The organism is Marinobacter suaedae (assembly GCF_030519635.1).
GTDB lineage: Bacteria > Pseudomonadota > Gammaproteobacteria > Pseudomonadales > Oleiphilaceae > Marinobacter > Marinobacter suaedae.
Map to the genome: position 1 here is coordinate 520,959 of NZ_JAUMIS010000002.1, position 26,455 is coordinate 547,413.

The 26,455-nt window shown below is 56.7% G+C and carries 20 protein-coding genes and 1 pseudogene; 4 read left to right on the top strand and 17 right to left on the bottom strand.

The genetic code is table 11. The annotated features are described in order from the left end of the window. The 4 genes from QVZ43_RS11325 to QVZ43_RS11340 all read left to right on the top strand — a co-directional run bounded on the left by QVZ43_RS11325 (window position 1) and on the right by QVZ43_RS11340 (window position 5,119). Window positions 1–1,023, top strand: a complete 1,023-nt coding sequence (locus QVZ43_RS11325) for an ABC transporter permease (protein ID WP_302910023.1) — start codon at window positions 1–3, stop codon at window positions 1,021–1,023. Between the two features lies 1 nt (window position 1,024). Then, the gene (locus tag QVZ43_RS11330; protein ID WP_302910024.1) at window positions 1,025–2,629 is read left to right on the top strand and encodes an ABC transporter ATP-binding protein; all 1,605 of its coding nucleotides are present in this window, start codon (window positions 1,025–1,027) and stop codon (window positions 2,627–2,629) included. Between the two features lie 66 nt (window positions 2,630–2,695). Then, entirely contained in the window at window positions 2,696–3,481 is a 786-nt protein-coding gene (locus QVZ43_RS11335; protein ID WP_302910025.1) for an enoyl-ACP reductase FabI, read from the top strand. Between the two features lie 561 nt (window positions 3,482–4,042). Next, window positions 4,043–5,119, top strand: a complete 1,077-nt coding sequence (locus QVZ43_RS11340) for a 3-deoxy-7-phosphoheptulonate synthase (RefSeq protein ID WP_223793450.1) — start codon at window positions 4,043–4,045, stop codon at window positions 5,117–5,119. Between the two features lie 108 nt (window positions 5,120–5,227). Here the strand turns inward: QVZ43_RS11340 and cobA are convergent, their stop codons facing one another. The 17 genes and pseudogenes from cobA to QVZ43_RS11425 form a co-directional block, all read right to left on the bottom strand. Continuing rightward, on the bottom strand, window positions 5,228–6,061 hold the full coding sequence (gene cobA / locus QVZ43_RS11345) for a uroporphyrinogen-III C-methyltransferase (RefSeq protein WP_302910026.1): 834 nt from the start codon (window positions 6,059–6,061) through the stop codon (window positions 5,228–5,230). Window positions 6,062–6,093: 32 nt separating this feature from the next. Further along, the gene (gene serS, locus QVZ43_RS11350) at window positions 6,094–7,368 is read right to left on the bottom strand and encodes a serine--tRNA ligase (RefSeq protein ID WP_302910027.1); all 1,275 of its coding nucleotides are present in this window, start codon (window positions 7,366–7,368) and stop codon (window positions 6,094–6,096) included. Between the two features lie 83 nt (window positions 7,369–7,451). Then, entirely contained in the window at window positions 7,452–8,789 is a 1,338-nt protein-coding gene (locus QVZ43_RS11355) for a replication-associated recombination protein A (RefSeq protein WP_302910028.1), read from the bottom strand. Next, on the bottom strand, window positions 8,789–9,448 hold the full coding sequence (gene lolA / locus QVZ43_RS11360; protein ID WP_478219527.1) for an outer membrane lipoprotein periplasmic chaperone LolA: 660 nt from the start codon (window positions 9,446–9,448) through the stop codon (window positions 8,789–8,791). Before lolA ends, QVZ43_RS11355 begins: the two co-directional genes overlap by 1 nt. Window positions 9,449–9,459: 11 nt before the next feature. Then, complete coding sequence (locus QVZ43_RS16495; RefSeq protein WP_411722654.1) at window positions 9,460–9,738, bottom strand: DNA translocase FtsK; 279 nt, start codon at window positions 9,736–9,738, stop codon at window positions 9,460–9,462. Beyond that, window positions 9,738–12,129 (bottom strand): annotated as a pseudogene (locus QVZ43_RS11365) (DNA translocase FtsK); the annotation flags it as partial. The pseudogene QVZ43_RS11365 and the gene QVZ43_RS16495, both read right to left, overlap by 1 nt. A 19-nt stretch (window positions 12,130–12,148) precedes the next feature. Then, window positions 12,149–13,375, bottom strand: a complete 1,227-nt coding sequence (locus QVZ43_RS11370; protein ID WP_302910030.1) for an O-succinylhomoserine sulfhydrylase — start codon at window positions 13,373–13,375, stop codon at window positions 12,149–12,151. 36 nt (window positions 13,376–13,411) lie between these two features. Beyond that, complete coding sequence (gene purF / locus QVZ43_RS11375) at window positions 13,412–14,938, bottom strand: amidophosphoribosyltransferase (protein WP_223793444.1); 1,527 nt, start codon at window positions 14,936–14,938, stop codon at window positions 13,412–13,414. Between the two features lie 35 nt (window positions 14,939–14,973). Next, a complete protein-coding gene (locus tag QVZ43_RS11380; RefSeq protein WP_302910031.1) occupies window positions 14,974–15,543 on the bottom strand; it encodes a CvpA family protein in 570 nt (189 codons plus the stop codon). Window positions 15,544–15,629: 86 nt separating this feature from the next. Next, the gene (locus QVZ43_RS11385) at window positions 15,630–16,304 is read right to left on the bottom strand and encodes an SPOR domain-containing protein (protein WP_223793442.1); all 675 of its coding nucleotides are present in this window, start codon (window positions 16,302–16,304) and stop codon (window positions 15,630–15,632) included. Between the two features lie 135 nt (window positions 16,305–16,439). Continuing rightward, the gene (gene folC, locus QVZ43_RS16440; protein ID WP_338140894.1) at window positions 16,440–18,485 is read right to left on the bottom strand and encodes a bifunctional tetrahydrofolate synthase/dihydrofolate synthase; all 2,046 of its coding nucleotides are present in this window, start codon (window positions 18,483–18,485) and stop codon (window positions 16,440–16,442) included. Further along, a complete protein-coding gene (gene accD / locus QVZ43_RS11400; RefSeq protein ID WP_302910032.1) occupies window positions 18,436–19,362 on the bottom strand; it encodes an acetyl-CoA carboxylase, carboxyltransferase subunit beta in 927 nt (308 codons plus the stop codon). The genes folC and accD overlap by 50 nt, the downstream gene beginning before the upstream one ends. 46 nt (window positions 19,363–19,408) lie before the next feature. Then, on the bottom strand, window positions 19,409–20,221 hold the full coding sequence (gene trpA / locus QVZ43_RS11405; protein ID WP_223793440.1) for a tryptophan synthase subunit alpha: 813 nt from the start codon (window positions 20,219–20,221) through the stop codon (window positions 19,409–19,411). 24 nt (window positions 20,222–20,245) lie between these two features. Further along, window positions 20,246–21,454: a tryptophan synthase subunit beta gene (trpB, locus tag QVZ43_RS11410; RefSeq protein ID WP_411722653.1), complete on the bottom strand. Its 1,209-nt coding sequence runs from the start codon at window positions 21,452–21,454 to the stop codon at window positions 20,246–20,248. Then, complete coding sequence (locus QVZ43_RS11415; RefSeq protein ID WP_302910033.1) at window positions 21,447–22,076, bottom strand: phosphoribosylanthranilate isomerase; 630 nt, start codon at window positions 22,074–22,076, stop codon at window positions 21,447–21,449. The genes trpB and QVZ43_RS11415 overlap by 8 nt, the downstream gene beginning before the upstream one ends. Further along, complete coding sequence (gene truA / locus QVZ43_RS11420; protein ID WP_302910034.1) at window positions 22,073–22,978, bottom strand: tRNA pseudouridine(38-40) synthase TruA; 906 nt, start codon at window positions 22,976–22,978, stop codon at window positions 22,073–22,075. Before truA ends, QVZ43_RS11415 begins: the two co-directional genes overlap by 4 nt. A 102-nt stretch (window positions 22,979–23,080) precedes the next feature. Next, window positions 23,081–26,395, bottom strand: a complete 3,315-nt coding sequence (locus tag QVZ43_RS11425; RefSeq protein WP_302910035.1) for a motility hub landmark protein FimV — start codon at window positions 26,393–26,395, stop codon at window positions 23,081–23,083. Window positions 26,396–26,455: the final 60 nt, after the last annotated feature.

Here is a 26,455-nt window from a genome sequence, read left to right on the forward strand (position 1 = left end):
ATGGCGTCACTCTCCCCCATCCAGCAGCGGCGCCTGCGGAACTTCAAAGCCAATCGGCGGGGTTACTGGTCTCTCTGGGTGTTTCTCGCTCTCTTCGGCTTATCCCTGTGTGCGGAGCTGATTGCCAATGACTCCCCGCTCGTGGTGTCTTACAACGGAGACTGGTATTTCCCGGTGATCGAAACCGTTCCCGAAGAAACCTTTGGCGGTTTCCTGCCGACCGAAGCGGATTATCGGGATCCCTTCATCGCGGATGAAATCAAGGCCAATGGCTGGATGATCTGGCCGCCCATTCGTTTCAGTTACAACACCATCAACTATGATCTTGAGGTGCCCTCGCCAGCGCCCCCGAGCGGGGAAAACTGGCTGGGAACCGACGATCAGGGACGGGACGTCGCCGCCCGCGTCATCTATGGATTCCGCATTTCCGTCCTGTTCGGCCTGACGCTGACCATCGCCAGCACCCTTGTCGGTGTGGCCGTTGGCGCAATTCAGGGCTACTACGGCGGTAAAATCGACTTGCTGGGCCAGCGGTTCATCGAAATCTGGTCGGGCCTGCCCGTGCTTTACCTTCTGATCATCCTTTCCAGTATTGTGCAGCCGAATTTCTGGTGGCTGCTCGGCATCATGCTGCTGTTCAGCTGGATGGGACTGGTAGACGTGGTTCGTGCCGAGTTCCTGCGAGCACGGAATTTTGAGTACGTGAAAGCCGCCCGCGCCTTAGGCCTTGATAACCGGATGATCATGTTCCGGCATATCCTGCCCAATGCCATGGTAGCGACGTTGACCTTCCTGCCATTTATCCTCACCGGCGCCATCACCGGGCTGACATCCCTGGATTTTCTCGGCTTCGGTTTGCCATCAGGCTCCCCTTCCCTTGGCGAGCTGATTGCTCAGGGCAAGGCGAATCTCCACGCTCCGTGGCTTGGCATTTCCGCGTTCGTGTCTCTGTCCGTGATGCTGACCTTGCTGGTGTTTGTCGGCGAAGCCGTCCGGGATGCCTTTGATCCGAGAAAGAGCTGATATGAGCAATCTGCTGGAAATTTCCGATCTCTCAATCTGTTTCGATAACGGGCCTCGTGTAGTTGACTCCCTGTCACTCGACATCCGTCGAGGCGAAACTGTTGCTCTTGTAGGCGAAAGTGGCTCCGGCAAATCCATCTCTGCCCTGTCCGTACTTCGACTGCTGGACGAACGCCATGCCAGCTACCCCACCGGAACCATCCATTACCGGGGCGAAGACATGCTCAAAGCCTCGGATAAGCGTCTTCGCCAGATCCGGGGCCGCCAAATCAGCATGATCTTCCAGGAGCCCATGACCTCGCTAAATCCACTGCACACGGTGGAAAGACAGATTGGCGAGATTCTGGAACTTCACAAAGGGCTAAGAAACTCTCAGGCCCGAAAGCGAACGCTGGAACTCCTGAATCTGGTCGGTATCCATGATCCGGAGAGCCGCTTGGGAAGTTATCCTCACCAGCTGTCAGGAGGCCAGAAGCAACGGGTTATGATCGCGATGGCATTGGCCAACGAGCCGGAATTGCTCATCGCGGACGAACCAACCACTGCCTTGGATGTCACGGTTCAAAAACAAGTGCTGGAGTTGCTCAGGGATTTGCAGCAGAAGCTGGGCATGGCGATTCTGCTGATTACCCACGATCTCACCATTGTGCACCGCTATGCCGACCGCGTAGCTGTCATGGAACGCGGGAAGCTGGTGGAAGAAGCAGAGACTGAAACCCTGTTTGCCAGTCCCCAGCACCCTTATACCCAAATGCTGCTCAACGCCGAGCCGCCCACCGAACCGCCAAAAAAATCCGCTCCGGGTGGCGAGTTGCTGGATGTGCACCAACTGGATGTGCGTTTCCCCACCAAGAAATCCCTGCTAGGCAAGGTGAAGGCCTACTTCCACGCCGTGCAAAGTGCCAACTTCAGTCTCGAGCGCGGGGAAACACTGGGCATTGTGGGTGAAAGTGGCAGCGGCAAAACCACGATTGGCCATGCCCTGCTCAAGCTCATCAACAGCACCGGAGAGATTCGTCTGGATGGCAAGCAACTTGGTCCCTTATCCCAAAGTGAGTTCCGTCCCTGGCGAAAACGTATTCAGATCGTGTTTCAGGATCCGTTCGGTAGCCTGAGCCCTCGCATGTCGATCGCTGAAATTGTCGGTGAAGGCCTGGAAATCCATGATCCGGACAATAAGGCCGACCACGAGGCGCGGGTTATTCGAGCTCTCCAGGACGTGGGGCTCGACCCCGATGCCCGCCATCGCTATCCCCACGAGTTCTCCGGCGGGCAGCGTCAACGCATCGCCATTGCCCGGGCCCTGGTTCTGCAACCAGACCTGATTATCCTCGACGAGCCTACCTCCGCTCTTGACCGAACGGTGCAGAAACAGGTGGTTGAACTGCTCAGGGATATTCAGGGTCGCTATGGTCTAAGCTATATATTCATCAGTCACGACCTTGCAGTCGTTCGTGCGCTCAGCCACAAGTTGTTGGTGTTAAAGCACGGCGAAATCGTCGAGTACGGCAGTGCCCACGACATTTTCGAGTCACCGAAGCAAGCCTATACCCGGGAACTGCTGAACGCCGCGTTCTTCTACCAGACGCCTTCTACGACCAATTGAGCGTTACCCCGTCTTCACAGGTTCGGGGATAATGCAGCAAATTCAGTCATGCATGGAGATTTACCCATGGGAATACTCAGCGGCAAACGCGCCCTGATCGTCGGCGTTGCCAGCAAGCTTTCCATCGCCTACGGCATTGCCGAAGCCTTCGCCCGCGAGGGCGCCGAGCTGGCCTTTACCTATCAGAACGACAAGCTTAAGCCACGGGTGGAGAAATTCGCCGAGCAATGGGGAAGCCAGCTTACCTTCCCGTGCGACGTTGCCTCCGACGAAGAGATTGAGCAGGTGTTTGCAGAGCTTGGCAAGCACTGGGACAACGTAGACATCATCGTTCACGCGGTTGGTTTTGCCCCTGCCCATGAACTGGATGGCAACTACGTGGACGTAACTACACGGGAAGGCTTCCAGATTGCCCACGACATCAGCTCCTACAGTTTCGTTGCCCTGGCCAAGGCAGCTCGACCGATGCTGCACGAAGGCAGTGCCCTGCTCACCCTGAGCTACCTGGGTGCCGAACGGGTGCTACAGAACTACAACGTCATGGGGCTGGCCAAGGCATCACTGGAAGCCAACGTGCGCTATATGGCTGCCAGTCTGGGCAAGGACGGCATCCGTGTGAATGGTATTTCCGCCGGCCCGATCAAGACCCTGGCCGCGTCCGGTATTCGGAGCTTCCGCAAAATGCTGGCGGAAAACGCCAAGCGCGCGCCCCTTCGCCGTAACGTGACCACCGAAGAAGTGGGCAATGCAGCCGCCTTCCTGTCCTCGGACATGTCCAGCGGTATCACTGGTGAAATCATGTATGTCGACGCGGGATTCAATATTACCGGCATGGGTGAGCTCGACGAATAGCCTGTCGCGTTCGTCCGCCGTCAAAAAAAGCCGGGTATTAACCCGGCTTTTTTACTTCGCCACTCAACTGGCCCGCTCTCACAGGGCCCGCGGACTAATTTGGGGTTGTTTTGTACTGTGTCCGCATAGTGAGACGTGTCCCGGCGCCGCCTCCAGCAAATCACTTCTGTTCAAGCCCCGCTTGAGCTTGGCTTACAGGCGCCCGACCAGTTTCAACAAAACAGGTTTGGCAGATCAACAGCGATGACCGTCAGTCATTGATACCACCGGTCCCAGACGTACCCGCGGTCTATAGACTGCGAGTAAGGTGCCAACCAGAGAGCATCTTCGGTCAAGCGCCCAATAGGATTAATACACCTAGGACCGGCGTAATCTCTTTGTTTTGCGCCACTCAGCCCTTCGGTCAGGAAGCGTTGAAAAGCCCCATAAAATAACGCAGTATAACCATCACTTCGGTCGTTACCTCAGACAAAGACCGCGGACAATTGTGACAATCGGCAACCCAGTAAATCTGTGTTTTCAATCGGGTTGCAATGATCGGAATCGGGGATAACAAACAAGATGTCAGGCAAGAAACTGGAAAACCTGAATGTGGCCAGCCAGGAACCGCTGATTACTCCGGAAGCTCTGAAAAAGGAACTGCCACTTTCAGAAAAAGCCGCGGAAAACGTAGCCAAGGGCCGTCAGGCGATTTACGACATTATGGACGGCAAAGACCACCGCCTGTTTCTCGTGGTTGGCCCCTGCTCCATTCACGACGTTGAAGCGGCGATGGATTACGCTCGCCGCCTGAAAAAACTCGCGGACGAGGTCAGCGATACCCTGCTCATCGTTATGCGCGTCTACTTTGAAAAGCCACGAACCACTGTTGGCTGGAAGGGGCTCATCAACGACCCGCATCTGAATGACACCTTCGATATCGAACAGGGTCTTCATATCGGTCGTCGCCTGCTGATCGACATCAACGAACTTGGCCTGCCGGTAGCTACCGAAGCTCTGGATCCGATTTCCCCGCAGTATCTGCAAGACACCGTTGCCTGGTCTGCCATTGGTGCCCGGACCACCGAATCCCAGACGCACCGTGAAATGAGCAGCGGCCTGTCCATGGCTATTGGCTTCAAGAACGGTACAGACGGAAGCCTCGATGTCGCAGTGAATGCCATGAAGTCGGTGTCTCATCCCCATAGTTTCCTGGGCATTGACCAGCAGGGCAAAGCCTCCATTGTGCGCACCAAGGGCAACAACTATGGCCATGTGGTTTTGCGTGGCGGTGGTGGCAAACCCAACTACGATTCCGTCAGTGTTGCCCTGTGTGAGCAGGCTCTGGACAAAGCCGGCTTGCGTAAATCCATTATGGTCGACTGCAGCCACGCGAACTCGAATAAGGACCCGGCGCTGCAACCACTGGTTATGCAGGACGTCAGCCATCAGATTCTGGAGGGCAACAACTCCATTCAGAGCCTGATGATTGAAAGCAACATCAACTGGGGCAACCAGTCGATTCCTGAAAACCTGGCTGACCTGAAGTACGGTGTCTCGGTGACCGACGCCTGCATTGATTGGCCGACGACCGAGAAAGCGGTTCACGATATGCGTGACAAGCTTAAGGACGCTCTTCCCAAGCGCAACATCGGCTGAGCAATCCGGCCAGCCTGGCTAACAGGCGAAGGGAGAGACTGAACAAAAAAGAGAGCCATCTGGCTCTCTTTTTTCATATTTTTTCACTGCCTTGAGCCTGCCCCGCCCTTAACCCGGTTTCGATTCCGAGAGCTCTGGCATAGCGCCAACCCAATCCAGCTTGCTTCGCAGTGACACCACGTTGCCGATAATCACCAGCGTCGGCGGCTGAACCTGATGCGCTTTGACCCGCTCGACAATCGTATCCAGCGTCCCGGTAACCACCACCTGGTCCGGGTTGGTGCCCTTGGAGACAAGGGCAACGGGCATGTCTGGCGCCATCCCGTGCCCCATCAGCTGCTTGCAGATAATCGGCAACCCCACCAACCCCATGTAAAACACCAGGGTCTGGTTGTTCTGAACAAAATCTTTCCAGGGCAGATCGCAGGTATCGTTTTTCAGGTGACCGGTGACGAACCGAACTGACTGTGCATGGTCCCGGTGGGTCAACGGAATGCCCGCATAGGCCGCACAACCTGATGCAGCGGTGATACCCGGCACCACTTGAAAGCGCACGCCAGCCGCCGCCAGCGTTTCAATTTCCTCGCCGCCACGACCAAAGATAAAAGGATCCCCGCCCTTCAGGCGAACGACCTTCAGTCCTTCCCGAGCGAGATCCACCAGGCGTTGATTGATTTGATCCTGAGGAAGCGCGTGGTTAGCGCGCTGCTTGCCAACATGGACCCGCCTGGCCGTCTCAGGGATCAGAGCGAGGATTTCCGGAGACACCAGGCGATCATAGAGCACCACCTCGGCCGAGGTTATCAGCCGCCAGGCCTTGATGGTCAGGAGGTCGGGATCTCCCGGTCCTGCCCCAACGAGCGCCACCTCACCGGCGGAACTGTTGGGGTTATCCGTAACCGGGTTGCTACGATAACGCGCGGGCCCTGGCGCTACGCCCATAGTCTTCCTTGGTACAAATCCCTGCCGATCGTTCATTGAATTCGGTCCATGCCTCCCATGTACGGCTTCAGTACCTCGGGAACGATAATGCTGCCATCGTTCTGCTGATAGTTTTCCATGACCGCAATCAATGCTCGACCCACCGCCAGGCCGGAACCATTCAGGGTATGCACGGGTTCGGGCTTTCCGGTTTCCGGGTTACGCCAACGCGCATGCATCCGGCGCGCCTGAAAATCACGGGTATTGGAGCACGAGGAGATCTCCCGATACTTGCCCTGGCCCGGCAGCCACACTTCAAGGTCGTAGGTTTTGGCCGCTGAGAAGCCCATATCGCCACCACACAAAGTGACCACCCGATATGGGAGTTCAAGGAGCTGAAGCACTTTTTCTGCGTGGCCGGTCAGAGCTTCCAGGGCAGCCTCGGATTCCTCGGGGCGAACCACATGAATCAGCTCGACCTTGTCAAACTGGTGCTGGCGAATCATGCCTCGGGTATCCCGGCCGTATGACCCCGCCTCACTGCGAAAACATGGGGTGTGGCAGACCATCTGCAGCGGTAGCTCTTTGGCATCCAGAATCGTGTTGGACACCAGGTTGGTTGCCGGTACCTCGGCCGTGGGTATCAGATAGAGAGGATTTTCACCCTCCATCTTGAACAGATCTTCCTCGAATTTCGGCAGCTGGCCGGTGCCATACAGGGTTTCGGCATTCACCAGATACGGAACGTAGGCCTCCATATAGCCATGCTCGCTGGTATGCAGGTCGAGCATGAACTGGGCCAGTGCACGATGCAAACGGGCAACTCCGCCCCGCATCACCGCAAAGCGGGAGTGCGCCAGTCGGCTTGCGGTTTCAAAATCCAGGCCTTTGAGTTCTTCGCCCAGTGCAACGTGATCCTTGGGCTCGAAATCAAAGGTCTTCGGAGTGCCCCAGGTGCGGATCTCGACGTTGTCGTCCTCGCTGTCGCCTTCAGGAACGTCCTCATCCGGCAGGTTCGGAATGCCCGCCAGGAAAGCATTGAGTTCTTCCTGCAACCCTCGCAGTTCATCTTCAGCTTCCGAACGCTGTTTCTTCAGGCTCTCCACTTCGTCCAGCAACGGCTGGATATCCTCGCCTGCCGCCTTCGCCTTACCAATCGACTTACTGCGCTTGTTCTGCTCGCTCTGCAAAGTTTCGGTGCGCACCTGAAGGGCACGGCGGCGTTCTTCAAGCTGCTCGAAGGCGGCGGTATCAAAAGCGTAGTTTTTGACAGCCAACCGACGGGCGATCTCTTCAGTCTGGGTACGGACACGTTTTGGATCGAGCATGGTTATCCTGAATCTTAACGTTTGCGTTGTAGGAAAAATGACAGGCCATTATACCTGCACTGAAACTGGTGGCTACCGCGAGGTCAGGGGTAGCGTTTACGAGGACTATCACTGTTCCATCGATCGAGCCGCTGGCGCTTTTCCGCCAGCTTGATTTCCAGGCCACGGGGAACGGGCTCGTAATAACGACGCTGGTGAATGGCTTCCGGCAAATAGGACTCACCGGCTGCGAATGCTTCCGGCTCATCGTGAGCGTACCGATAGTCATCACCATGACCCATCGACTTGAGCAGTTTGGTAGGCGCATTTCTTAGATGAACAGGCACTTCGTAGTCGGGATCCTTGCGGATATCGGCCATGCATTGGTTATAGGCTGAATAGACCGCGTTACTCTTGGGCGATAACGCCAGATACGTTACCGCCTGGGCCAGAGCCAACTCGCCTTCGGGAGAGCCAAGGCGCTCCTGGGCATCCCAGGCATCCATGGCAATACGAAGGGCGCGAGGGTCCGCATTGCCGATGTCTTCACTGGCAATACGCACCAGACGACGAGCGACATACAGAGGATCGCAGCCGCCGTCGAGCATCCGGCACAGCCAGTACAGGGAACCGTCCGGATCCGAGCCCCTTACAGATTTGTGAAGGGCCGAAATCTGGTCATAGAAAACATCGCCGCCTTTATCAAAACGGCGGAGACTGGTCTGCAGAACCTGTTCCAGATGAGCCGCCGTGATTCGGTCCTGCCCCTCTTCGTCAGGCTCCGCCAGATCCGCAGCCACCTCCAGGATATTCAGAGCCCTGCGGGCATCCCCCCCTGAGGCGGCCGCCATCAAACTCCGGACATCAGCCGCGACTGCCAAGCGACCGTTGAAACCCTGTTCTGCACTCAACGCCCGGTCGAGCAGATCAACAACATCATTTTCTTCGAGATTCTTGAGGACATAGACCCGCGTTCGTGACAGCAGTGCGCTGTTCAGTTCAAAGGAAGGATTCTCGGTGGTTGCGCCAACGAAGATAAAGGTGCCGTCTTCAATATGGGGAAGGAATGCATCTTGCTGGCTCTTGTTAAAGCGATGGACCTCGTCAACAAAAAGCAGCGTGTCACGACCCTGCCCCTGTTTTCGGTCCCGTGCCCGTTCAACGGCCGCACGAATGTCCTTGACACCACTCAGGACCGCCGAAATCGTTTCGAAGCTGAGGTCACTCAGGTTCGCCAGAAGTTTGGCAAAGGTGGTTTTACCGACTCCAGGTGGGCCCCAGAGAATCATCGAATGAAGCTGACCCTGCTCCACCGCACGGCGCAGTGGTTTGCCCGGGCCCACCAGATGTTTCTGGCCGACGTAATCTTCCAGCCGGGTTGGACGCATCCGGTCCGCCAGCGGACGGAACCCGGAGGATTCCGCGAACAGGCTGTCCTGCATCAGGCGCCATCCCGGATTACGTCAACGTCCTCCGGATAAGTCAGGGAGAATGCGCTGTTATCGATGTCTTCATTCAGACGAATATCGTCAAAGCTCAGTATGCTGACCTGGGCCAGCGAATCCAGCATGCGCATCTCCCTGAGTTCGCCGTCAACGAACGACAGACGAAGGGAAACGAACAGGGAATCCGGATTGCGGGGTTCCAGCATATATTCCTGCCGGCTTTCCCCAACGGCACGATGGGAAACCGTGTAGGTTTGCTCAAGGTCATCCACTTCACCACTCAGCAGCAGCGCCGGTGTGGTCTGGACCCGCTCATCGAGGTTATGAATGGTCACCTGCTCAAGATCAGGGTCGTACACCTCTACGGTTTCGCCATTGCTGACAATAAACTGCGACAAGGGGGCACTGGTTTCCCAGTAGAATAGCCCCGGCCGCTTGGCCTTGAGCTTGCCACGAGTTTCCTGAACGGCATTGCCATACTCATCCGCCACAATCTGGATAAAGCTGGCCTGGTAGGATTCGTATCCCTTGAGCAACGCGGCCAGATCTTCGGCCGCTTCGGCGTTTTGGACGGAGCTTTCTTCTGCCCCGGCAACGAAGGTCTGCATGGCGAGGGCCGCAACCATCACCCATTTGAACCATCGATTCTGTGCCATATGCAATGCTCCTAGTCTCTGGGTGGTGGGGGTGCCAGAACTTCGCGCCCGCCATTGTGGCCAGCTGCGCTTACGACACCCGATGCCTCCATGGCCTCTACCAGGTTCGCGGCCCGGTTGTAGCCAATCTTGAACTTCCGCTGAACGGAGGAGATGGAAACCCTGCGGCTTTCGGTTACAAACGCCACGGCCTCGTCGTACAGGGAATCACCTTCGTTGTCTCCGCCCTCGGTAAGCGTGGGAACACCTGGCAGGTTTTCACCTTCAGCCCCGTTGAGTACCTCGTCCACATAAATCGGTTCGCCCCGCGCTTTCCAGGCACTCACAACCCGGTGAACTTCATCATCATCGACGAAGGCACCGTGTACCCGCACCGGAAGACCGGTACCCGGCGGCAGGTACAGCATGTCACCGTGACCAAGGAGTTGCTCCGCCCCACCCTGATCCAGAACGGTACGGGAATCAATCTTGGACGACACCTGGAACGACATCCGGGTCGGAATGTTGGCCTTTATCAGACCGGTAATGACGTCCACGGACGGGCGCTGTGTCGCCAGCACCAGGTGGATACCTGCTGCACGTGCCTTTTGAGCAATACGAGCGATCAGTTCTTCAACCTTCTTGCCGACGATCATCATCATGTCGGCGAACTCATCAATCACCACCACGATGAACGGCAGGGTTTCCAGTTCCGGACGCTCCTGTTCATCGTTCGCCAGATACTCATCGGGTTTCCAGAGCGGATCCAGAAGCGGCTCACCGGCGGCGATCGCATCCTTAACCTTGCGGTTGTAACCGGCGATGTTGCGGACGCCGAGATTGGCCATCAACCGGTAGCGTCGTTCCATCTCTGCCACACACCAGCGAAGCGCGTTGGCCGCTTCCTTCATGTCAGTCACAACCGGTGCAAGCAGGTGTGGGATACCGTCGTAGATGCTCAGTTCCAGCATCTTGGGATCCACCATGATGAAACGAACTTCTTCCGGGGTCGCCTTGAGCAGCATACTCAACAGCATGGCGTTAACCCCAACGGACTTACCGGAGCCCGTGGTACCGGCCACCAGAAGGTGTGGCATCTTGGCGAGGTTCGCGACCATGGGGTTACCGCCGATGTCGTTACCCAGTGCCAGAGTCAACGGTGAGGAAGACTCTTCGAATACCGGGGCGCCCAGCACTTCACTCAGGCGCACAATTTCCCGCTCCTCGTTGGGTATCTCGATACCGACGACGGATTTACCAGGAATAACTTCCACAACCCGCACGCTCAACACCGCCAGCGAGCGGGCAAGGTCCTTCGCCAGGTTGGAAATCTTGCTGACCTTCACGCCGGCAGCCGGTTTGATTTCAAACCGGGTAATCACCGGGCCGGGATTGACCTCGACCACTTCCACGGAAACCCCGAAGTCCGCCAGTTTTTCTTCCAGCAGACGGGACATGTGCTCCAGTGACTCTTCCGAATAGCCCTTTTCCTGATGCTCCTCAGGGGGATCCAACAAGGAAATTGGCGGCACGGGGCTTTCGATATCTTCAAGCAGGGAACCCTGCTGGTTGTTATCGGCGCCACCCTGCGCTCCCTTGGGCACCTGTTCTTCTTTCTTGAACGGCGAGATTTTCACCGAACGGGCTGGCGTGTGAGCGGGAACTGGCTCTGCCTCAACCGCTTTTTGCTTAGCCTTGGAATGCTTTTCTGGCGCCGGTTCGCCTCTAGAGCTGAAACTCTCGAACTCAACCGGTTCGACACTCAGCCCCGGAGGAATGCCCTCAAACCCGGGTTCTTTGCGTTCGATAACCTTATCTGCACGCCTGTCTCGGGTCTTTTTGCCACCGCCGGTTAGCTTCTGCCACCATCCGGTCTTACCTTCGCCAGTCCCCCCTTCGGAGTCGATACCCTCAGCTGTACTGGAGACTACTCGATCCTGAACGACAGGAGGCTCCGGTGTTTTAAGAGCCTTTTTCGCCTGTTTCGCCTGCTTTTTCTCGTCGGCTCTCCGCTGCTTCGCTTCGGCCTTCTCCTTCGCCGCCGCTTTCTTCTCCGGATCAGAAGCGAAGGCGGATTTCAGGGAATCAAACAACCGGATCATCAGCCCGCCAATCTGATCCATAAGCCTGAACCAGGACAAACCGGTCGTTACGGTAAGTGCGAACAGGAAAATGGCAATCAGTAGCAGTGTGGTCGCCGGCAAATTGAAGAAGCGGACCATGGCTTCCGATACTGTGGTGCCCAGAACGCCGCCCGAGGAAGCTCCCAGGCCGAACACGGAATACAGGGACAGCAAACTGGCCGCCGACAGCAAGATAAGGAGGAATCCGCCAAACTGCATCATCACCAGAGGCCAGTGAAGCTCCAACGGCTCGTTCCTTCTGCGGATAAGGATCACTGCGTAACCCGCGATCATAACAGGGAACAGGAACGCCACCTGGCCAAAGAAATCGATGAACAGACTGGCCAGCCAGGCTCCAGTTCGGCCGGCATGATTGGTCACTGACGTATCATGGCCGATGCTGGCCCAGCCAGGGTCGGTCGGACTGTAGGTAACCAGAGCCATGGCCAGGTAGATGGCCAGCGCAATAAGGGCGATTACCGCACCCTCCCGGGCCCCCTGGGTAACCAGGCGCCGGAAACGCTGCTGTTTATCGGTCAATTCCTTTGGGGCGCGCTTTGCTTTTACGGATTCGGCCATGCAATTCTGCTATTTTTATTTATTGGTTCTGAAGGGCCTGAAACCCCCGGGCAAGGTCGGTCTTCAGGTCTTCGACTGCTTCCACACCCACTGAGATCCTTATCAGGTTTTCAGTGATGCCCGCGGCGCTTTTGTCTTCAGGAGACAAGCGTCCGTGGGTCGTTGTGGCCGGGTGAGTAATCGTCGTTTTGACATCGCCCAGATTGGCGGTGATTGAGACCATTCGGGTGGCGTCGATGAAGCTCCAGGCTTCCTCCCGGCCACCTTCTACCCGGAACGACAGAACCCCCCCAAACCCACTCTGCTGGCGCTTTGCCAGTTCATGCTGCGGATGCTCAGGCAAACCGGCATAGAATACCGTCTCTACCTCAGGTTGTTGTTGCAGCCATTGAGCCAACTCTAATGCATTCTCACAGTGGGCTCGCATACGGATTGGTAAGGTTTCCAGGCCTTTATGGAACACCCAGGCGTTAAACGGGCTAAGGGTCGGCCCTGCGGAACGCAGGAAACCATAGACTTCCTCCATCAGTTTCTCGGGGCCAACGACCACGCCGCCAACGCACCGTCCCTGACCATCCAGGTACTTGGTCGCGGAATGAATAACCACATCGGCGCCGTGTTCCAGCGGCCTTTGCAACACCGGCGTACAAAAGCAGTTGTCAACGACCAGCAAAGCCTCGTGTGAATGCGCCAGGTCGGCCAGTGCACGAATATCCGCCACTTCGCAGAGCGGGTTGGAAGGTGTTTCAATAAACAGCATGCGGGTGTTCTCACCCACCGCACTTCGCCAGCCCTCGTCATCCGTCAGGCTCACAAACGACGTTTCCACTCCGAACTTGGCCAGGTATTTCTGGAACAGCACGTTGGTCGTACCAAACACTCCCCGGGAGCAAACCACATGGTCGCCGCTCTTGAGCAACGCCATACAGGTGCTCAGGATGGCCGCCATGCCCGATGCAGTGGCGACCGCACGCTCGCCACCTTCCATCGCGGCCATTCGTCGCTCAAATGACTGCACAGTGGGGTTGGTAAACCGGGAATAGATGTTTCCGGGCTCATCACCACCGAAACGGGCGGCCGCCTGAGCGGCGCTACCGTAGACAAAGCTGGATGTCGGGTAAATCGGGTCACTGTGCTCCAGTTCCCCGGTACGCATCTGCCCTGCCCTCACCGCGAGGGTATCGACGGACATACCCTCAAGATCCGATTCCGGGATCCAGACAGTTTCTTCGCGGCGAAAGGTCATGAACTGCTCCTGCTTATGTCTTATGTGTCTTGCGGTCTAGTCTTCGTCGTTATGTAGATCAATGATGCCGTTGTCAGCGGGATTGCCGCCTCCGGTACCTGATCGCTTGGTATCGTTGCGGGCGGCGTCGAGCTTGTCCAGATAAGCCTGATCAATATCGCCGGTCACGTAGTTGCCGGTGAATACCGAGCATTCCCAGCCTTCGATGTCGTCGTTCACATCACTGACACAGGTCACCAGATCCTCAAGATCCTGGTACAGCAGCCAGTCAGCGCCGATCATTTCACCCACCTCTTCGACCGTGCGGTCGTGCGCAATGAGTTCGTTGGCCGAGGGCATATCAATACCATACACGTTCGGATAGCGAACGGGGGGCGCGGCGGAAGCAAAGTACACTTTCCGGGCACCGGCATCCCGGGCCATCTGTACGATCTCCTTGCAGGTGGTGCCGCGAACTATGGAATCGTCCACCAGCATGACGTTCTTGTCCCGGAACTCGAGGTCGATCGGATTCAGTTTCTGACGCACCGACTTCTTGCGCATCTTCTGACCGGGCATGATGAACGTCCGGCCAATGTAGCGGTTCTTGATAAACCCTTCGCGGAACTTGACCCCAAGCCGGTGAGCCATCTGCATCGCAGAGGTACGGCTGGTATCCGGGATTGGCATGACCACATCAATGTCGTGATCCGGGAATTCGCGCAATACTTTATCAGCCAGGGTCTCGCCCATGCGCAGGCGCGCCTTGTAGACCGATACGCCATCCAGGATCGTATCCGGCCGGGCAAAGTACACATGCTCGAAAATACAGGGGTACAGGTGTGGATCCTGAGCGCACTGTTGGGTGTAGAGCGTGCCATCGGTCTCGATATACACCGCCTCACCAGGGGCAATGTCACGAACCAGGGTAAAGCCAGCAGCGTTCAGGGCCACACTCTCGGACGCGATCATGTATTCCTTGCGGCCATCCTCACTCTCCCGGACGCCATAACAGGCCGGACGAATTCCGTTCGGGTCGCGGAAACCGACAATGCCATAGCCCGTAATCATAGCAATCACCGCGTAAGCGCCCCGACAACGCTTATGAACAGCCTTGACCGCGGCAAAGATTTCATCCTTTGTCGGCGTCAGCTTGCCCAGTTTCTGCAATTCGTGAGCAAATACGTTGAGCAGAACTTCGGAGTCCGAATTGGTATTGATATGACGGAGGTCCGTACGGAAAAGGTCCTGGCTCAACTCGTCTGCGTTGGTGAGATTACCGTTATGGGCCAGGGTAATCCCGTAGGGGCTGTTCACATAAAACGGTTGGGCTTCTGCGGAGCTGGAGCTGCCGGCTGTCGGGTAGCGGACATGGCCGATACCAACATTACCAACCAGCCGGCGCATGTGTCGCGTATGGAACACATCGCGCACCAGACCATTGTCCTTACGCAGATGAAAGCGCTCATTCTGGAAGGTCACGATTCCCGCGGCATCCTGGCCCCGATGCTGAAGTACGGTCAGCGCATCATAAAGCGTCTGGTTGACGTTGGATGTACTGACGATGCCGACGATGCCACACATGGGTCAAACTGTCTCCGAGGGTTAAATTCTGAATATTAACTGGATGCAGATACAGGCTCTACACCTGTCTGCTCCTGAATGGAAGTTCCCGCATCCGTGCTATCTGGCGCGGGCCCCAGGAATCGCGCGAACTCGTCGCCCAGAGTCCGCCTGGACCAGTCCTCGACCACCGCCAGATGATTGATCATCACCGATTCCCGCCACCAGGTATCCTGCGCCAAGGGGGTGTAACGGGTAAATGCGATACCCACGATGACAACCACCACACCCCGGAGAAGCCCAAAGCCCATACCCAGCACCCGATCTGTTGCAGACAGGCCGGTCGCGCGAATCAGGTGGCCAATCATGTTGTTGATAATAGCGCCGACAATCAACGTACCAAAAAACAGAATGGCGAAGGCGGCGATCAGACGCACCAGTGGGGTTTCAACCGTGCTTTCAAGCAACATCTGCATCTGGGGATGAAAAGAGCGTGCCAGGATAAACGCACCCACCCAGGTAACCAGCGACAAGGCTTCCCGGACGAAACCTCGTTTGAGGCTAAACAGAGTGGATACTGCGATCAGGGTGATAATCACCCAATCAATCCAGATCAGAGTTTCCATGAACTACCCAATGGAACGAGAGGAAGCGCGAATTCTATCAGGAAACCGACCTTCGCCAAACCGCCAGCGCCGCCAAACCAACCGGTTTATTTGTCGCTGGTTGTAACCAGACTATTAAGGCTGAAGGACTCATCCAGGACGCGCTTTGCGGCCTCGGCACTGGCGCGGTCCGGGAAAGGACCACTGAACACCCGCGTCAGGGTGGCATCGCCGCGTTTGACCGCCTGTAGCTGGGAACCGTAACCCTTATCCCGAACCTGCTCGCTCAGGCGACGGGCGTTGTCTGCGTTGCCGAAACTGCCAAGCTGGACGACCCAGTCACCCGCTTCAATGTCTCGACCGGCATCGGGAGACGTTTCAGTGATTTCAGGCTCGACCTCGGCATCTTCGGGCGCTTGGCTTGATACCTCAGGAGCACTTTCTACCCTGGATTCGGCGACCGGCTCCGACTCCTGATCGACCTCAGGAACGCCCTCAAAGGGAGCCTGCTCCGTTTCGACAATTCGGTAATCCGGTTCAGGCTCATCATCGCTGGCAGCACTTGCACCACCGTCACCCTCAACACCGGTTGGCCCATCGACAGGCGCAACAATCGCATCGTCCTCCGGAACGGTCACTTCGGGAAACGGGGGTTCCTCAGGAATCTGAATGGAATTAGAAGTACGCTCCGAGTGCGGCTCATCAAATATCATGGGAACAAAGATGACCGCCAGGGACACCAGCACCAGTGCACCGACAATTCTTTGTTTCAGTCCATCCACAATCCCACACTCCTGTCTGAAAACCATTCTGCGTTTTTTATCGCAAAAGATACTAACCGCGATACTGACATAACACAAAGGCTGAAAGTTCGGGAGAACCACTCCCGGGCTTAAAGCCCAACTCTGCCCCAGGGTTCAGCCTTCGCTGACCTCACCAGACGACGCCGCAGACCCGAACTTCCCCAGCAAGCGCCCAATGGAGGTGCGCATATCCAGGCGATCAACCACCATGTCCACCGCACCATGACTCAGGAGCTGCTCGGCATCCCTCAGCTGTGCGTCTCCGTCCAGGGCCCCCTGCTCCATAAGCGCCAATGGCGCCATACTGACCCGTACTCCGGATTCGGCAATGTTGATATCACCAAGAACCGCAAGACTGGCCCAAACCTCTCCGGACACATGGTTGGCAAGAACGGAAATGTAGGGAACACCCTCCTGGTGGAGCTTCTCTATCGATGCAGCCGTCTTCGCCATCTGCATGAGGGAGCCCATACCCTCTTCTATCCTTGCCCCCTCGCTGGCCGTAAAACAGACGAGGGGAACCCGCATCTCCAGCGCGTAACGCGCTGCACGCGCAAACACCTCACCCGCTACCGCACCAAGTGTGCCACCCAAAAAACCATGCTCGAAAGCACAAGCGACCACCGGGTTACCAAGACAGGTTCCGCTCATGGCAAGTAAGGACTCCTGCTCGCCCGTCCTATCCTGGGCCAGGGCATGGTCATCGACATAGGAGCCCGGAAAGGCCACACAGCTCGAGGTCCCTTGTTGATCGAAAACGCTCAACTCGGAACGACCGTCCGGATCAAGAAACTCATCCAGCCGCTGCCGCGCTGTCGGGTGGGCAAGCAAGGCGCGAGCCTCGGCAACCGTAAAAAACGAGCCAAAAACAATAATGATGTCGTTGCTGCACGCCTCATCAAGAGCCGCACGTATTGCGTCGGATACCGTCTCGACCTTCTCAACACCGGTGAGCCCACATTGATGGGCCTGATCAAACAACTCGGCCGAAGACATCCCGCGGGGCACATCCAGGCCGGCCACCCACCACCTATCGGCCGCCGGCGCCATGGCGGCAAACACGCCTGCCACATCTTTGTCCGCCAGAGCAGCATATACCGCCAACACTCTGCATCCAGAATACTTACGGGCCAGCAACCGGCCCGCCAGCCAGCGCGCTGCATGGGGGTTGTGGCCAACATCAGCAAACACTGCGGGCCGCTCCCCCAACTGCTCGAAACGGCCGGGAACCTTCAGGCCAGCCAGAGTGCTTTCAACCATGCGCTCGCTGATGTCCGGCTCAAGGCGGCGCACCGCCACCACGGCCGCCGCCACACTTGACACGGGTAACGGACCATTTGGCAACGAAACTTGCCACCCCTTCTCGTCCAGCAAAATCTGCGGCGACAAATTGCCGGTAATCCCGCGGTCCTCATACAAGCAGTAATCACGGCCCACTAACGCCAGATCGACCTTCTGGGCCTCGGCTTGCTGCAGAATCGACTGGGGCGGATTGTCATCCGCGCACACGGCGAGGATACCCGGGCGAAGAATACCGGCCTTTTCGAAGCCGATGACCTCCCGGTTATCGCCAAGGAAGGCAACGTGGTCGATATCCACGGAAGTGATAACGGCAAGATCAGCGTCGAGCACGTTGACGGCATCCAGGCGCCCGCCAAGACCCACCTCAAGAATCCAGTCTTCAACACCTGCGGCGTCGAACACTACGAATGCCGCGAGGGTACCGAATTCGAAGTAACTCAGGGAAACGTTTCGACGAGCCTCTTCAACACGCTCGAATGCTGCAATCAGGCGACGATCTTCAACGTCACGTCCGTTAAGGCGGACCCGCTCGTTGTAGACCTGCAAATGGGGAGAGGTGTAGGCACCAACCTTACGACCACAGGAAAGGAGCAGCCGCTCTATGGATGCAACCGTGCTGCCCTTGCCATTAGTACCTGCCACCGTGATGATTCGTGCATCTGGCTTCCGCGGGAATAGTCGGCGCAACACCAGTAAAACACGGTCGAGGCCAAGATCTATCTCTTTGGGATGGATAGCTTCCAGATAGGTAAGCCACCGGTCGACAGTGGCGCCAGCCCCGGGCGGTTCCGGAGAGCTGGCATCACGCTCATTCCACCGCGCCATCAGATCCCGGCATTTCGCTGACTTCGAATTCAATTGGCTCTTCCGTGCCCGGTCGTTCTGCCGCGGTAAATTTGGCCAATAGATGCGCAATGCGCTCGCGCATCTGATGGCGGTGCAGAATCATATCGATGGCACCGTGCTCTACCAGAAACTCACTGCGCTGGAAGCCTTCCGGAAGCTTCTCTCTCACCGTCTGCTCAATCACCCGTGGACCAGCAAAGCCGATCAAAGAATTCGGCTCGGCAATATTGAGGTCACCAAGCATGGCAAGACTGGCGGATACGCCACCAAATACCGGGTCAGTCATCACCGACACGTATGGGATACCTTCCTGTTTCATGCGTTCCAACACAGCCGCCGTTTTCGACATCTGCATAAGAGACAGGATGGCTTCCTGCATGCGAGCGCCACCACTGGCAGAGAAACACACCAGGGGAATCCGCTCTTCCAGCGCAACGTTGGCAGCCTGGACGAATTTTTCGCCAACCACCTGCCCCATGGAACCACCCAGGAAGTTAAACTCAAAGGCACAGGCAACCAGTGGAACACCCATAGTCGCACCCTTCATCACCACAAGCGCGTCTTTTTCCCCGGTGGCCTTCTGTGCCTGGGACAACCGATCCTTGTAGCGCTTGCTGTCTTTGAATTTTAGGCGATCCCAGGGCTCCAGATCCGCTGCGATTTCCACACGGTCACCGGGATCGAGGAAAATATCGAGACGACGCCGCGCAGCGACCCTCAGGTGATGGTTACACTTGGGACAAACATCAAGGTTTTTCTCCAGCTCCGGCTTATAGAGAAAGGCGCCGCACTTGGGGCACTTTTTCCATAGCCCCTCCGGCACACCGGTTCGTTGCTTGGAGTCCGAGCGGATTTTGCTCGGCATGATTTTGTCCAGCCAGTTACTCATGATTTCATCCTGTCCTGTGATGCCGTCCAGCCTGAAGCACCAGGGCTCAGGAACTCAGGCTGTCCAGTGCTTCTCGCATCGGTTGCAGCAGATCTGTCAACGCGCGTTTAAGTTGCGCGGTATCTGCCTGATTTCTGGCAATTGTATCGACTAGGACGCTTCCAACAATTACACCATCGGATACCTGCCCTACCGCAGCGGCGGTTTCGGCGTCACGAATACCAAACCCAACACCCACAGGCAGGGCTGTCAGCTCGTGAATATGGCTTACACGCGACGCTACTTCCTCCACATTCAGTTTGGCAGCTCCTGTCACCCCCTTGAATGAAACATAGTACACATAGCCGGAAGAATACTCGCTGATGGCGCGGATCCGATCATCTGTCGTGGTCGGGGACAAAAGGAAAATGGCGTCCAGCCCGCGGTCAGTGAACAGTGGCGCAACCTCGTCTGCCTCCTCTGGAGGCAGGTCTACCGTCAAGACACCATCAACGCCCGCGTCGCGCGCGGCGTCTGCAAACGCCTCGTAACCCATTGCTTCCATGGGGTTGAGATACCCCATTAACACGATGGGCGTTTCAGAATCCCGGGATCGGAACGCCTTGACCATACCAAGAACCTGACGCAAAGAGGTGCCATGCTTGAGTGCCCGCTCGCAGGCCAGCTGAATGACCGGTCCGTCAGCCATGGGGTCGGAGAAAGGCACACCCAGTTCAATAATGTCAGCGCCAGCTTCAACCAGCGTGTGCATCAGTTCAACGGTTGTATCAGGGTGAGGATCACCCGCGGTGATATAGGGAATCAACGCCTTTCGACCTTGCCCCTTGAGCGTCTTCAGAACTCCTTCAATTCGGCTCATGCCAATGCTGCTCCTGTTACAACCTTAGATCTCGATGCCTTCCAATCGGGCAACCGTGTTGATGTCTTTGTCGCCCCGCCCCGATACATTGATCACAACGGTTTGATCCTTATCCATGGTGGCAGCTAGCTTGATGGCATAGGCAACCGCGTGAGCGGTTTCCAGGGCCGGCATGATGCCTTCAACTCGGGTCAGCTTTCGGAAGCCTTCCATTGCTTCATCATCGGTCACCGACACGTAGTTGGCACGACCGATATCCTTCAGCCAGCTGTGCTCCGGACCGACGCCAGGATAATCAAGGCCAGCGCTCACGGAATGGGTGCCCGCTATCTGGCCATTTTCGTCTTCCATCAGATAGGTGCGATTGCCGTGCAGAACGCCCGGGCGACCGGCACACAATGGCGCAGCGTGCTTGCCCGTCTCAATGCCAAGTCCCCCCGCTTCGACGCCGTACAACTCTACCGACTCATCAGCGAGGAATGGGTAGAACATACCGATGGCGTTCGAGCCACCGCCCACACACGCCACGAGCGCATCCGGGAGCTTGCCGGTTTTCTCCAGTGCCTGACGACGGGTTTCCCGGCCGATCACGGACTGGAAATCGCGAACCAGCAGAGGATATGGATGGGGCCCTGCCACAGTGCCAATGATGTAGAAAGTATCGTCCACATTGGTAACCCAGTCGCGCATGGCGTCGTTCATGGCATCTTTCAGGGTCTTGGTCCCACTCTCTACCGGATGCACCGTTGCACCCAGCAGCTTCATCCGGAACACGTTGAGCGATTGCCGCTGAACGTCTTCCGCACCCATAAACACATGACACTCAAGGCCCAACCGAGCACAGACAGTCGCGGTGGCAACACCATGCTGGCCTGCGCCGGTTTCGGCAATCACCCGTTTTTTACCGAGGAAACTCGCCAGCAGGGCCTGGCCAATCGTGTTGTTAACCTTGTGAGCACCGGTATGACAGAGGTCTTCCCGCTTCAGCCAGATCTGGGCGCCACCGGTTTCACGACTGAGGCGCTCGGCAAAATAAAGCGGCGTGGGCCGACCGACGTAATCCGCCAATTCCTTGTCGAATTGGGCCTGGAAATCAGGATCCTTTTTCAAGCGCTGGTACTCGTCTTCCAGCGTCATCAGCGAATCCATCAGTGTTTCGGAAACAAAGCGGCCACCAAAGGGTCCGAAGTGCCCCCTTGCATCCGGCAATGCACTCAGCATTTCTTCAGTCAGTTTTACAGACACGGCGAACCTCTTTCATGAAATTAAACATTTTGCTTCTGTCCTTGACGCCTTTTTGCTCCTCAACGCCGCCACTCACATCCACTGCCCACGGCTGGACCTGCTCAATGGCGCGAAATACGTTATCAGATGACAAACCGCCGGCCAATATCAACGGCATAGGACGCTTTTCAGGGATAAGTTGCCAGTTAAAGGACTGCCCTGTACCACCGTAACGGTCAGGGTCCCAGGCGTCTACCAGTAATCCACAGGCTTTTCGGTATTCCGTAAAAGCCCTTTCAATTTGCCCGAACTCACGGACACGAATAGCTTTGATCCACCGGCGACCAAACTGGTTACAGAACTCCGGGCTTTCATCCCCGTGAAACTGCAGAACATCCAACGGAACCCTATCCAGAACCGTTCGGACGAACCTGTCACTCGGATTCACGAACAGACCAACCAGCGTAACGAAGGCCGGCACTTCGGCGGCCAGCTCCGCCCCCCACTCGACGCTCACGGCTCTCGGACTGGGCTCGTAAAACACCAGGCCCAGCGCGTCCGCGCCGCTTGCCACGGCATCCCGTACATCCTCAGCCCGGGTCAAACCGCAAATTTTTGCCCTTGTCGTCATACGTCCTGTCTTTGCTTACGATGGATATGTGTTGGCTCGATGGGCCTGTTTTCCTCAGGCGTAAACCACGGCCGCAGAAAAGCCGGTCCACAGTCCGCCTCGGGGATTCCGCATTCGGCTGGGTAGCCCACATCAACCAGATACAACCCTTGCGCCGGGCCGGTGACACCCGCTTTCTTTCGGTCCCGGGTTGCCAGAACATCCGCTATCCAGTTAGCTGACTGCTCACCCGTACCAACCGCCATAAGAGCCCCTGCGATGTTTCTGACCATATGATGCAGGAAAGCGTTCGCCTGTACATCAATCACAACGAACTCGGCCTTGCGGGAGACGGAGATACGCTCGAGAAACCGTATCGGTGAGCGGGATTGACAGCCAGCTGCACGGAAAGCGGAAAAATCGTGCTCACCGACCAGAGCCTGAGCCGCCTGATGCATTTTGTGTTCATCCAGAGGGCGAAAGTTCCAGCTCACCTGGCCCCGGAGTATGCCTGGTCGAACCGCGTGGTTATAAATGACATAGCGGTAGCGGCGATACGTGGCAGAAAACCTCGCGTGAAAATCGGCTGCCCCGTTTCCCGCCCAATGCACGGCGATGTCGCTGGGCAAAGCGGTGTTGATCCCCATCACCCAGGAGCGCCGGTTCCGAATCGACGAGGTTTCGAAATGCACGATTTGGTGGCTGGCATGAACGCCCGCATCGGTTCGACCTGCGCACACCAGATCGACCGGGTGATTGGCAACTTTGGCCACCGCCTTGGCCAGTTCACCCTCAACGGAGCGAACTCCGGATTTCTGGAACTGCCAGCCATGGAAGTCACGACCATCGTATTCAAACGCGATGGCCACCCGACCATTGCCAATTGCATTATCCGTCGTGAGAGGTTGTGGTTCGAGAAACAAGCGCCATCCCGATTCTTTCTACTGACAAAAGAAAACGCCGGCTCACTCGGGAACAGTTCCCGGTGGCCGGCGCTCGTTACCTGATGTTTCGATTATAACGAATCAGGCCAGATTTTTAAGGAGATCCTGCGCTTCGGCTTTCTGCTCCTCATCTCCTTCCAGAGAGACCTCTTCGAGAATATCGCGAGCACCATCGGCATCGCCCATCTCGATATAGGCTCTGGCCAGATCCAGCTTGGTGGCTGCTTCATCCGTGCCTGCCAGGAAGTCAAAATCATCGTCCTCACCCAGATCGCCTTCGTCGATATCAACAGGCGCAGAGGGTTTTGACGCAGATTCGCCTTCAAGCACTTCAGACGTAACCGGAATTTCAGACTCCGCTGGCTCTTCAAGAGTGTCTAATGACCCCAGGTCCCCGAACTCCTCTACGGCCGCCACTTCTTCCTCTGGGCTACCAGTCTTCGAGGCGCCTTCCGGCTCCAGGGTATCCTCGAGACTCAGGTCTTCGCCCAGAGCTGGCGCGCCTGGTTCGTCGTCGTTGGCTGCGTCAGTAGTCTCTGAGAACTCCTCCATCAGGGCGAGATCTTCATCGGAAACGTCCAACTCCAGCTCGTCCAGACCGCCGTCTTCGGAAACCGATTCACCAGCTTCATCTTCTCCGGCTACTTTGTCGAGCTCCGCGTCGAGTTCATCAAGAAATGACTCATCGAGAGAATCCAGGTTGTCGACACCCTTCTCCTCGGAAGTTCTATTATCCCCCTCGACGACCTCTTCCTGAGCCTCTTCGAGATCAAAGTCGAGACTGTCCTCGAACGTTTCCAGCTCGGCCCCGGATTCATCCGATTCAGCCAGACCAGACTCTGGTTTCTCAGTGGTGTCACTCAGCGACTCTTCAAGATCGAAATCCAGAGAACCGGCATCTTCGTCGATTTCCAAAGACAGGGAATCAAGATCATCCTTCTCTTTTACCGGCTCCGACGGCTCTTTGGATTCCAGTGAGACGTCCGACAGATCAAATTCGATAGCATCATCTGCACGACTCTGATTTTCGCCCTCAGTCTCAAGCGTTGATGCTTCTTCAACATCACTCTTCGATTCTTCCGGCTCGTTCAGTTCAAAGTCGGCAAAATCGGTGTCGAATTCCGCAAACTCGTCTTCAACCTTTTCTTCTTTCTGCGCATCGTATTGATCGGCCAGCAGCTCATCAGAGAGGGTCGCATCGCTTTCGTTGTCCGATGCAAAGGAAAAGTCATGCTCTACTTGAGGTTCGGCTGTGCTGAAAGAATCAGAGCGCAGCTGAGATTCCAGATCGTCAATACTCGGTATCGACTCGGCGTCTTCCAATTTAGCGCGCAACTCGTTAGCGGTTGCCAGCGCCTGCTCGTCGTCGAGTGACTCGATTTCCGAGTATTGCTTATCAAACGACACCTGATTCTGGGTTTCTGCATAGATACCCAGCAACTTCAGCCGCAGATCGGTCCGGCTAGGCTCACGGGAAATTGCCTCCTCGAGAGTCTGGGCCGCCTGCTCATGGCGACCGAACGCGATGTAGTTATCGGCTTCAGCAATGGCGCTGTCCTTGTCGGACTCGAACGATTCGTCATCATCCAGAGTCAGTTCAAGATCATCACCCTCAGATTCGGACTCTTGATTCAACTGCTCGTAGAAAGCTTTCTCGCGGTTAGCGTTCCGACGCGCAACCACCAGAAGCAGAAGCAGCAACAGGATCAAACCACCACCGAGGGCCACCTGATACAAGAGGTTGCTACGGATGGTATCAATGATACCCGCAATCACCCCCTGCTCTGCGGCGGGCTGAGCGTCTGGTTGAGCAGGCTCAACATTCGCAGTAGCGGGGTGGAACTCTGGAGCGGCTTCTTCAGGCTGCGGCTGTTCAGTCGCCTGGACGCCCGCATTCTCAGCAACCTCGGAAGCATCAGAGCCTTCAACAACCTCAGGCTGTTCCACCTCAGTTTCACTACCGGCTTCAGTCATCACCGGATCAGCCTCAGCCGCTTCATCAGTTTGCTCAGCAGCCAGATCGACTTCAGAACCTTCCTGCTCAGCCAGCTCACCGGTAACAGGCTCAGAGGCTTCTTCGCTCTCGACCGCTGTTCCGCCAGCAATCGCGGAACCCTCTACGGCTGCTTCTGCTTCCGCATCGACCTCAGCATCAACACCTGCATCCGCAGCGGCTTCGCCATTAACGTCAGCTTCAGCGTCGGCTTCGCCCTCGCCAGACTCAGCGACGCCCTCTTCGCCGGAAGTTTGCACAGGTGAAGGCTCTTCACCTTCCTGGGCCATGCCCTGAATATCAGCCAACTGACTGTTTTTCAGCTCCAGCAAACGCTGCAGGGTTTCGATCTGACCTTCCAGATCCTGAACCCGACCAGAGAGCTCTTCGTTTTCGCGACGGGCGCTTTCAAGCTCTTCCATCGCTACAGCTGCACCCGCGTCTACGCCTCCTGGCAACTGACCATCGCCACCGGCAGACCCTCCCTCACTGGTTTCTCGGGAATCTGCGTCAGCAACCAGCAGCTTCAGTTCGTCGCCGCTAGCCTGGGCCTGAGTACCGGAAGCCTGGGCTACCTGCGTATCTGTTGCATCAACCGTACGCTGAGGAGACTGGAACTCACGATTCTGCTGGGCAACGATCCGCGTAGCTTCGGCACGAGAGCGGCTTTGGATCTGCTCAAGGGTCGGGACTCGCAGAACCTCGCCACGTTTCAGGCGATTAATATTTGCACCAATGAATGCATCCGGATTCAGATCCTGGATGGCAATCATCACTTGCTGAGTGGTCACGCTGTTGTCAGGACGGACCCGGGAAGCAATCGTCCAGAGCGTGTCGGAGGAATCGGTCGGACCCAGGGTATTACCCTGGTAACCGCGCTGCACCGAGGCTTCAGCCTGCGCCTGGCGACGGACGGATTCCGGATCACGTGTCTGGGAAGGCTGGGAGGTGCTGGTAGCCGCAGACGGCGCGGTCACACTTTCCTGAACCCCGGAATCTTCTGCGTATACAGGGGGATCAACCAGAACAGCGTATTCACGCATCAACCGGCCGCTTGGCCAGGTCAATTCAAGAAGGAAGTTAAGGTACGGTTCACGCAACGGTTCCCGCGAGGAAACCTGAACCACCAACGAACCATCGCTTTCTGTTACAACCTGGAACCGGAGCTTGCTCAGGAACTGGTCACGATCCAGACCCACGGTCTCATAGGCCGACTCTGGGGCTATGTTTACGTATACATCGCTGGGATCCACACCGCGGCTTTGGGGAAGACGAATCTCCGCATCCAAAGGTTCATTCAGATAGGACTGAAGTTCAATTTCTCCCAGCCCCAAGGCTTGTGCGACGCCGGACCCGAGCCCTCCCGCCAGCGCCAGGGCAACCGCAAGCTTGCGTACCTTCATGCTTTTTCCTTTCCAGTCTCCGTTATTCTCTACTGCTTGTTAAAACAGAATCGGACGAGG

Bases quoted from the DNA above. Each gene is read 5' to 3' on its own strand.
- QVZ43_RS11380 (WP_302910031.1), bottom strand. From the start codon at position 15,543: ATGGAAACTCTGATCTGGATTGATTGGGTGATTATCACCCTGATCGCA.
- QVZ43_RS11415 (WP_302910033.1), bottom strand. From the start codon at position 22,076: ATGACGACAAGGGCAAAAATTTGCGGTTTGACCCGGGCTGAGGATGTA.
- QVZ43_RS11325 (WP_302910023.1), top strand. From the start codon at position 1: ATGGCGTCACTCTCCCCCATCCAGCAGCGGCGCCTGCGGAACTTCAAA.
- QVZ43_RS11355 (WP_302910028.1), bottom strand. From the start codon at position 8,789: ATGCAGGACAGCCTGTTCGCGGAATCCTCCGGGTTCCGTCCGCTGGCG.
- serS (WP_302910027.1), bottom strand. From the start codon at position 7,368: ATGCTCGATCCAAAACGTGTCCGTACCCAGACTGAAGAGATCGCCCGT.
- QVZ43_RS11335 (WP_302910025.1), top strand. From the start codon at position 2,696: ATGGGAATACTCAGCGGCAAACGCGCCCTGATCGTCGGCGTTGCCAGC.
- purF (WP_223793444.1), bottom strand. From the start codon at position 14,938: ATGTGTGGCATCGTCGGCATCGTCAGTACATCCAACGTCAACCAGACG.
- QVZ43_RS11425 (WP_302910035.1), bottom strand. From the start codon at position 26,395: ATGAAGGTACGCAAGCTTGCGGTTGCCCTGGCGCTGGCGGGAGGGCTC.
- lolA (WP_478219527.1), bottom strand. From the start codon at position 9,448: ATGGCACAGAATCGATGGTTCAAATGGGTGATGGTTGCGGCCCTCGCC.
- QVZ43_RS11340 (WP_223793450.1), top strand. From the start codon at position 4,043: ATGTCAGGCAAGAAACTGGAAAACCTGAATGTGGCCAGCCAGGAACCG.
- trpA (WP_223793440.1), bottom strand. From the start codon at position 20,221: ATGAGCCGAATTGAAGGAGTTCTGAAGACGCTCAAGGGGCAAGGTCGA.
- QVZ43_RS11330 (WP_302910024.1), top strand. From the start codon at position 1,025: ATGAGCAATCTGCTGGAAATTTCCGATCTCTCAATCTGTTTCGATAAC.
- accD (WP_302910032.1), bottom strand. From the start codon at position 19,362: ATGAGTAACTGGCTGGACAAAATCATGCCGAGCAAAATCCGCTCGGAC.
- QVZ43_RS11370 (WP_302910030.1), bottom strand. From the start codon at position 13,375: ATGACCTTTCGCCGCGAAGAAACTGTCTGGATCCCGGAATCGGATCTT.
- cobA (WP_302910026.1), bottom strand. From the start codon at position 6,061: ATGGGCGTAGCGCCAGGGCCCGCGCGTTATCGTAGCAACCCGGTTACG.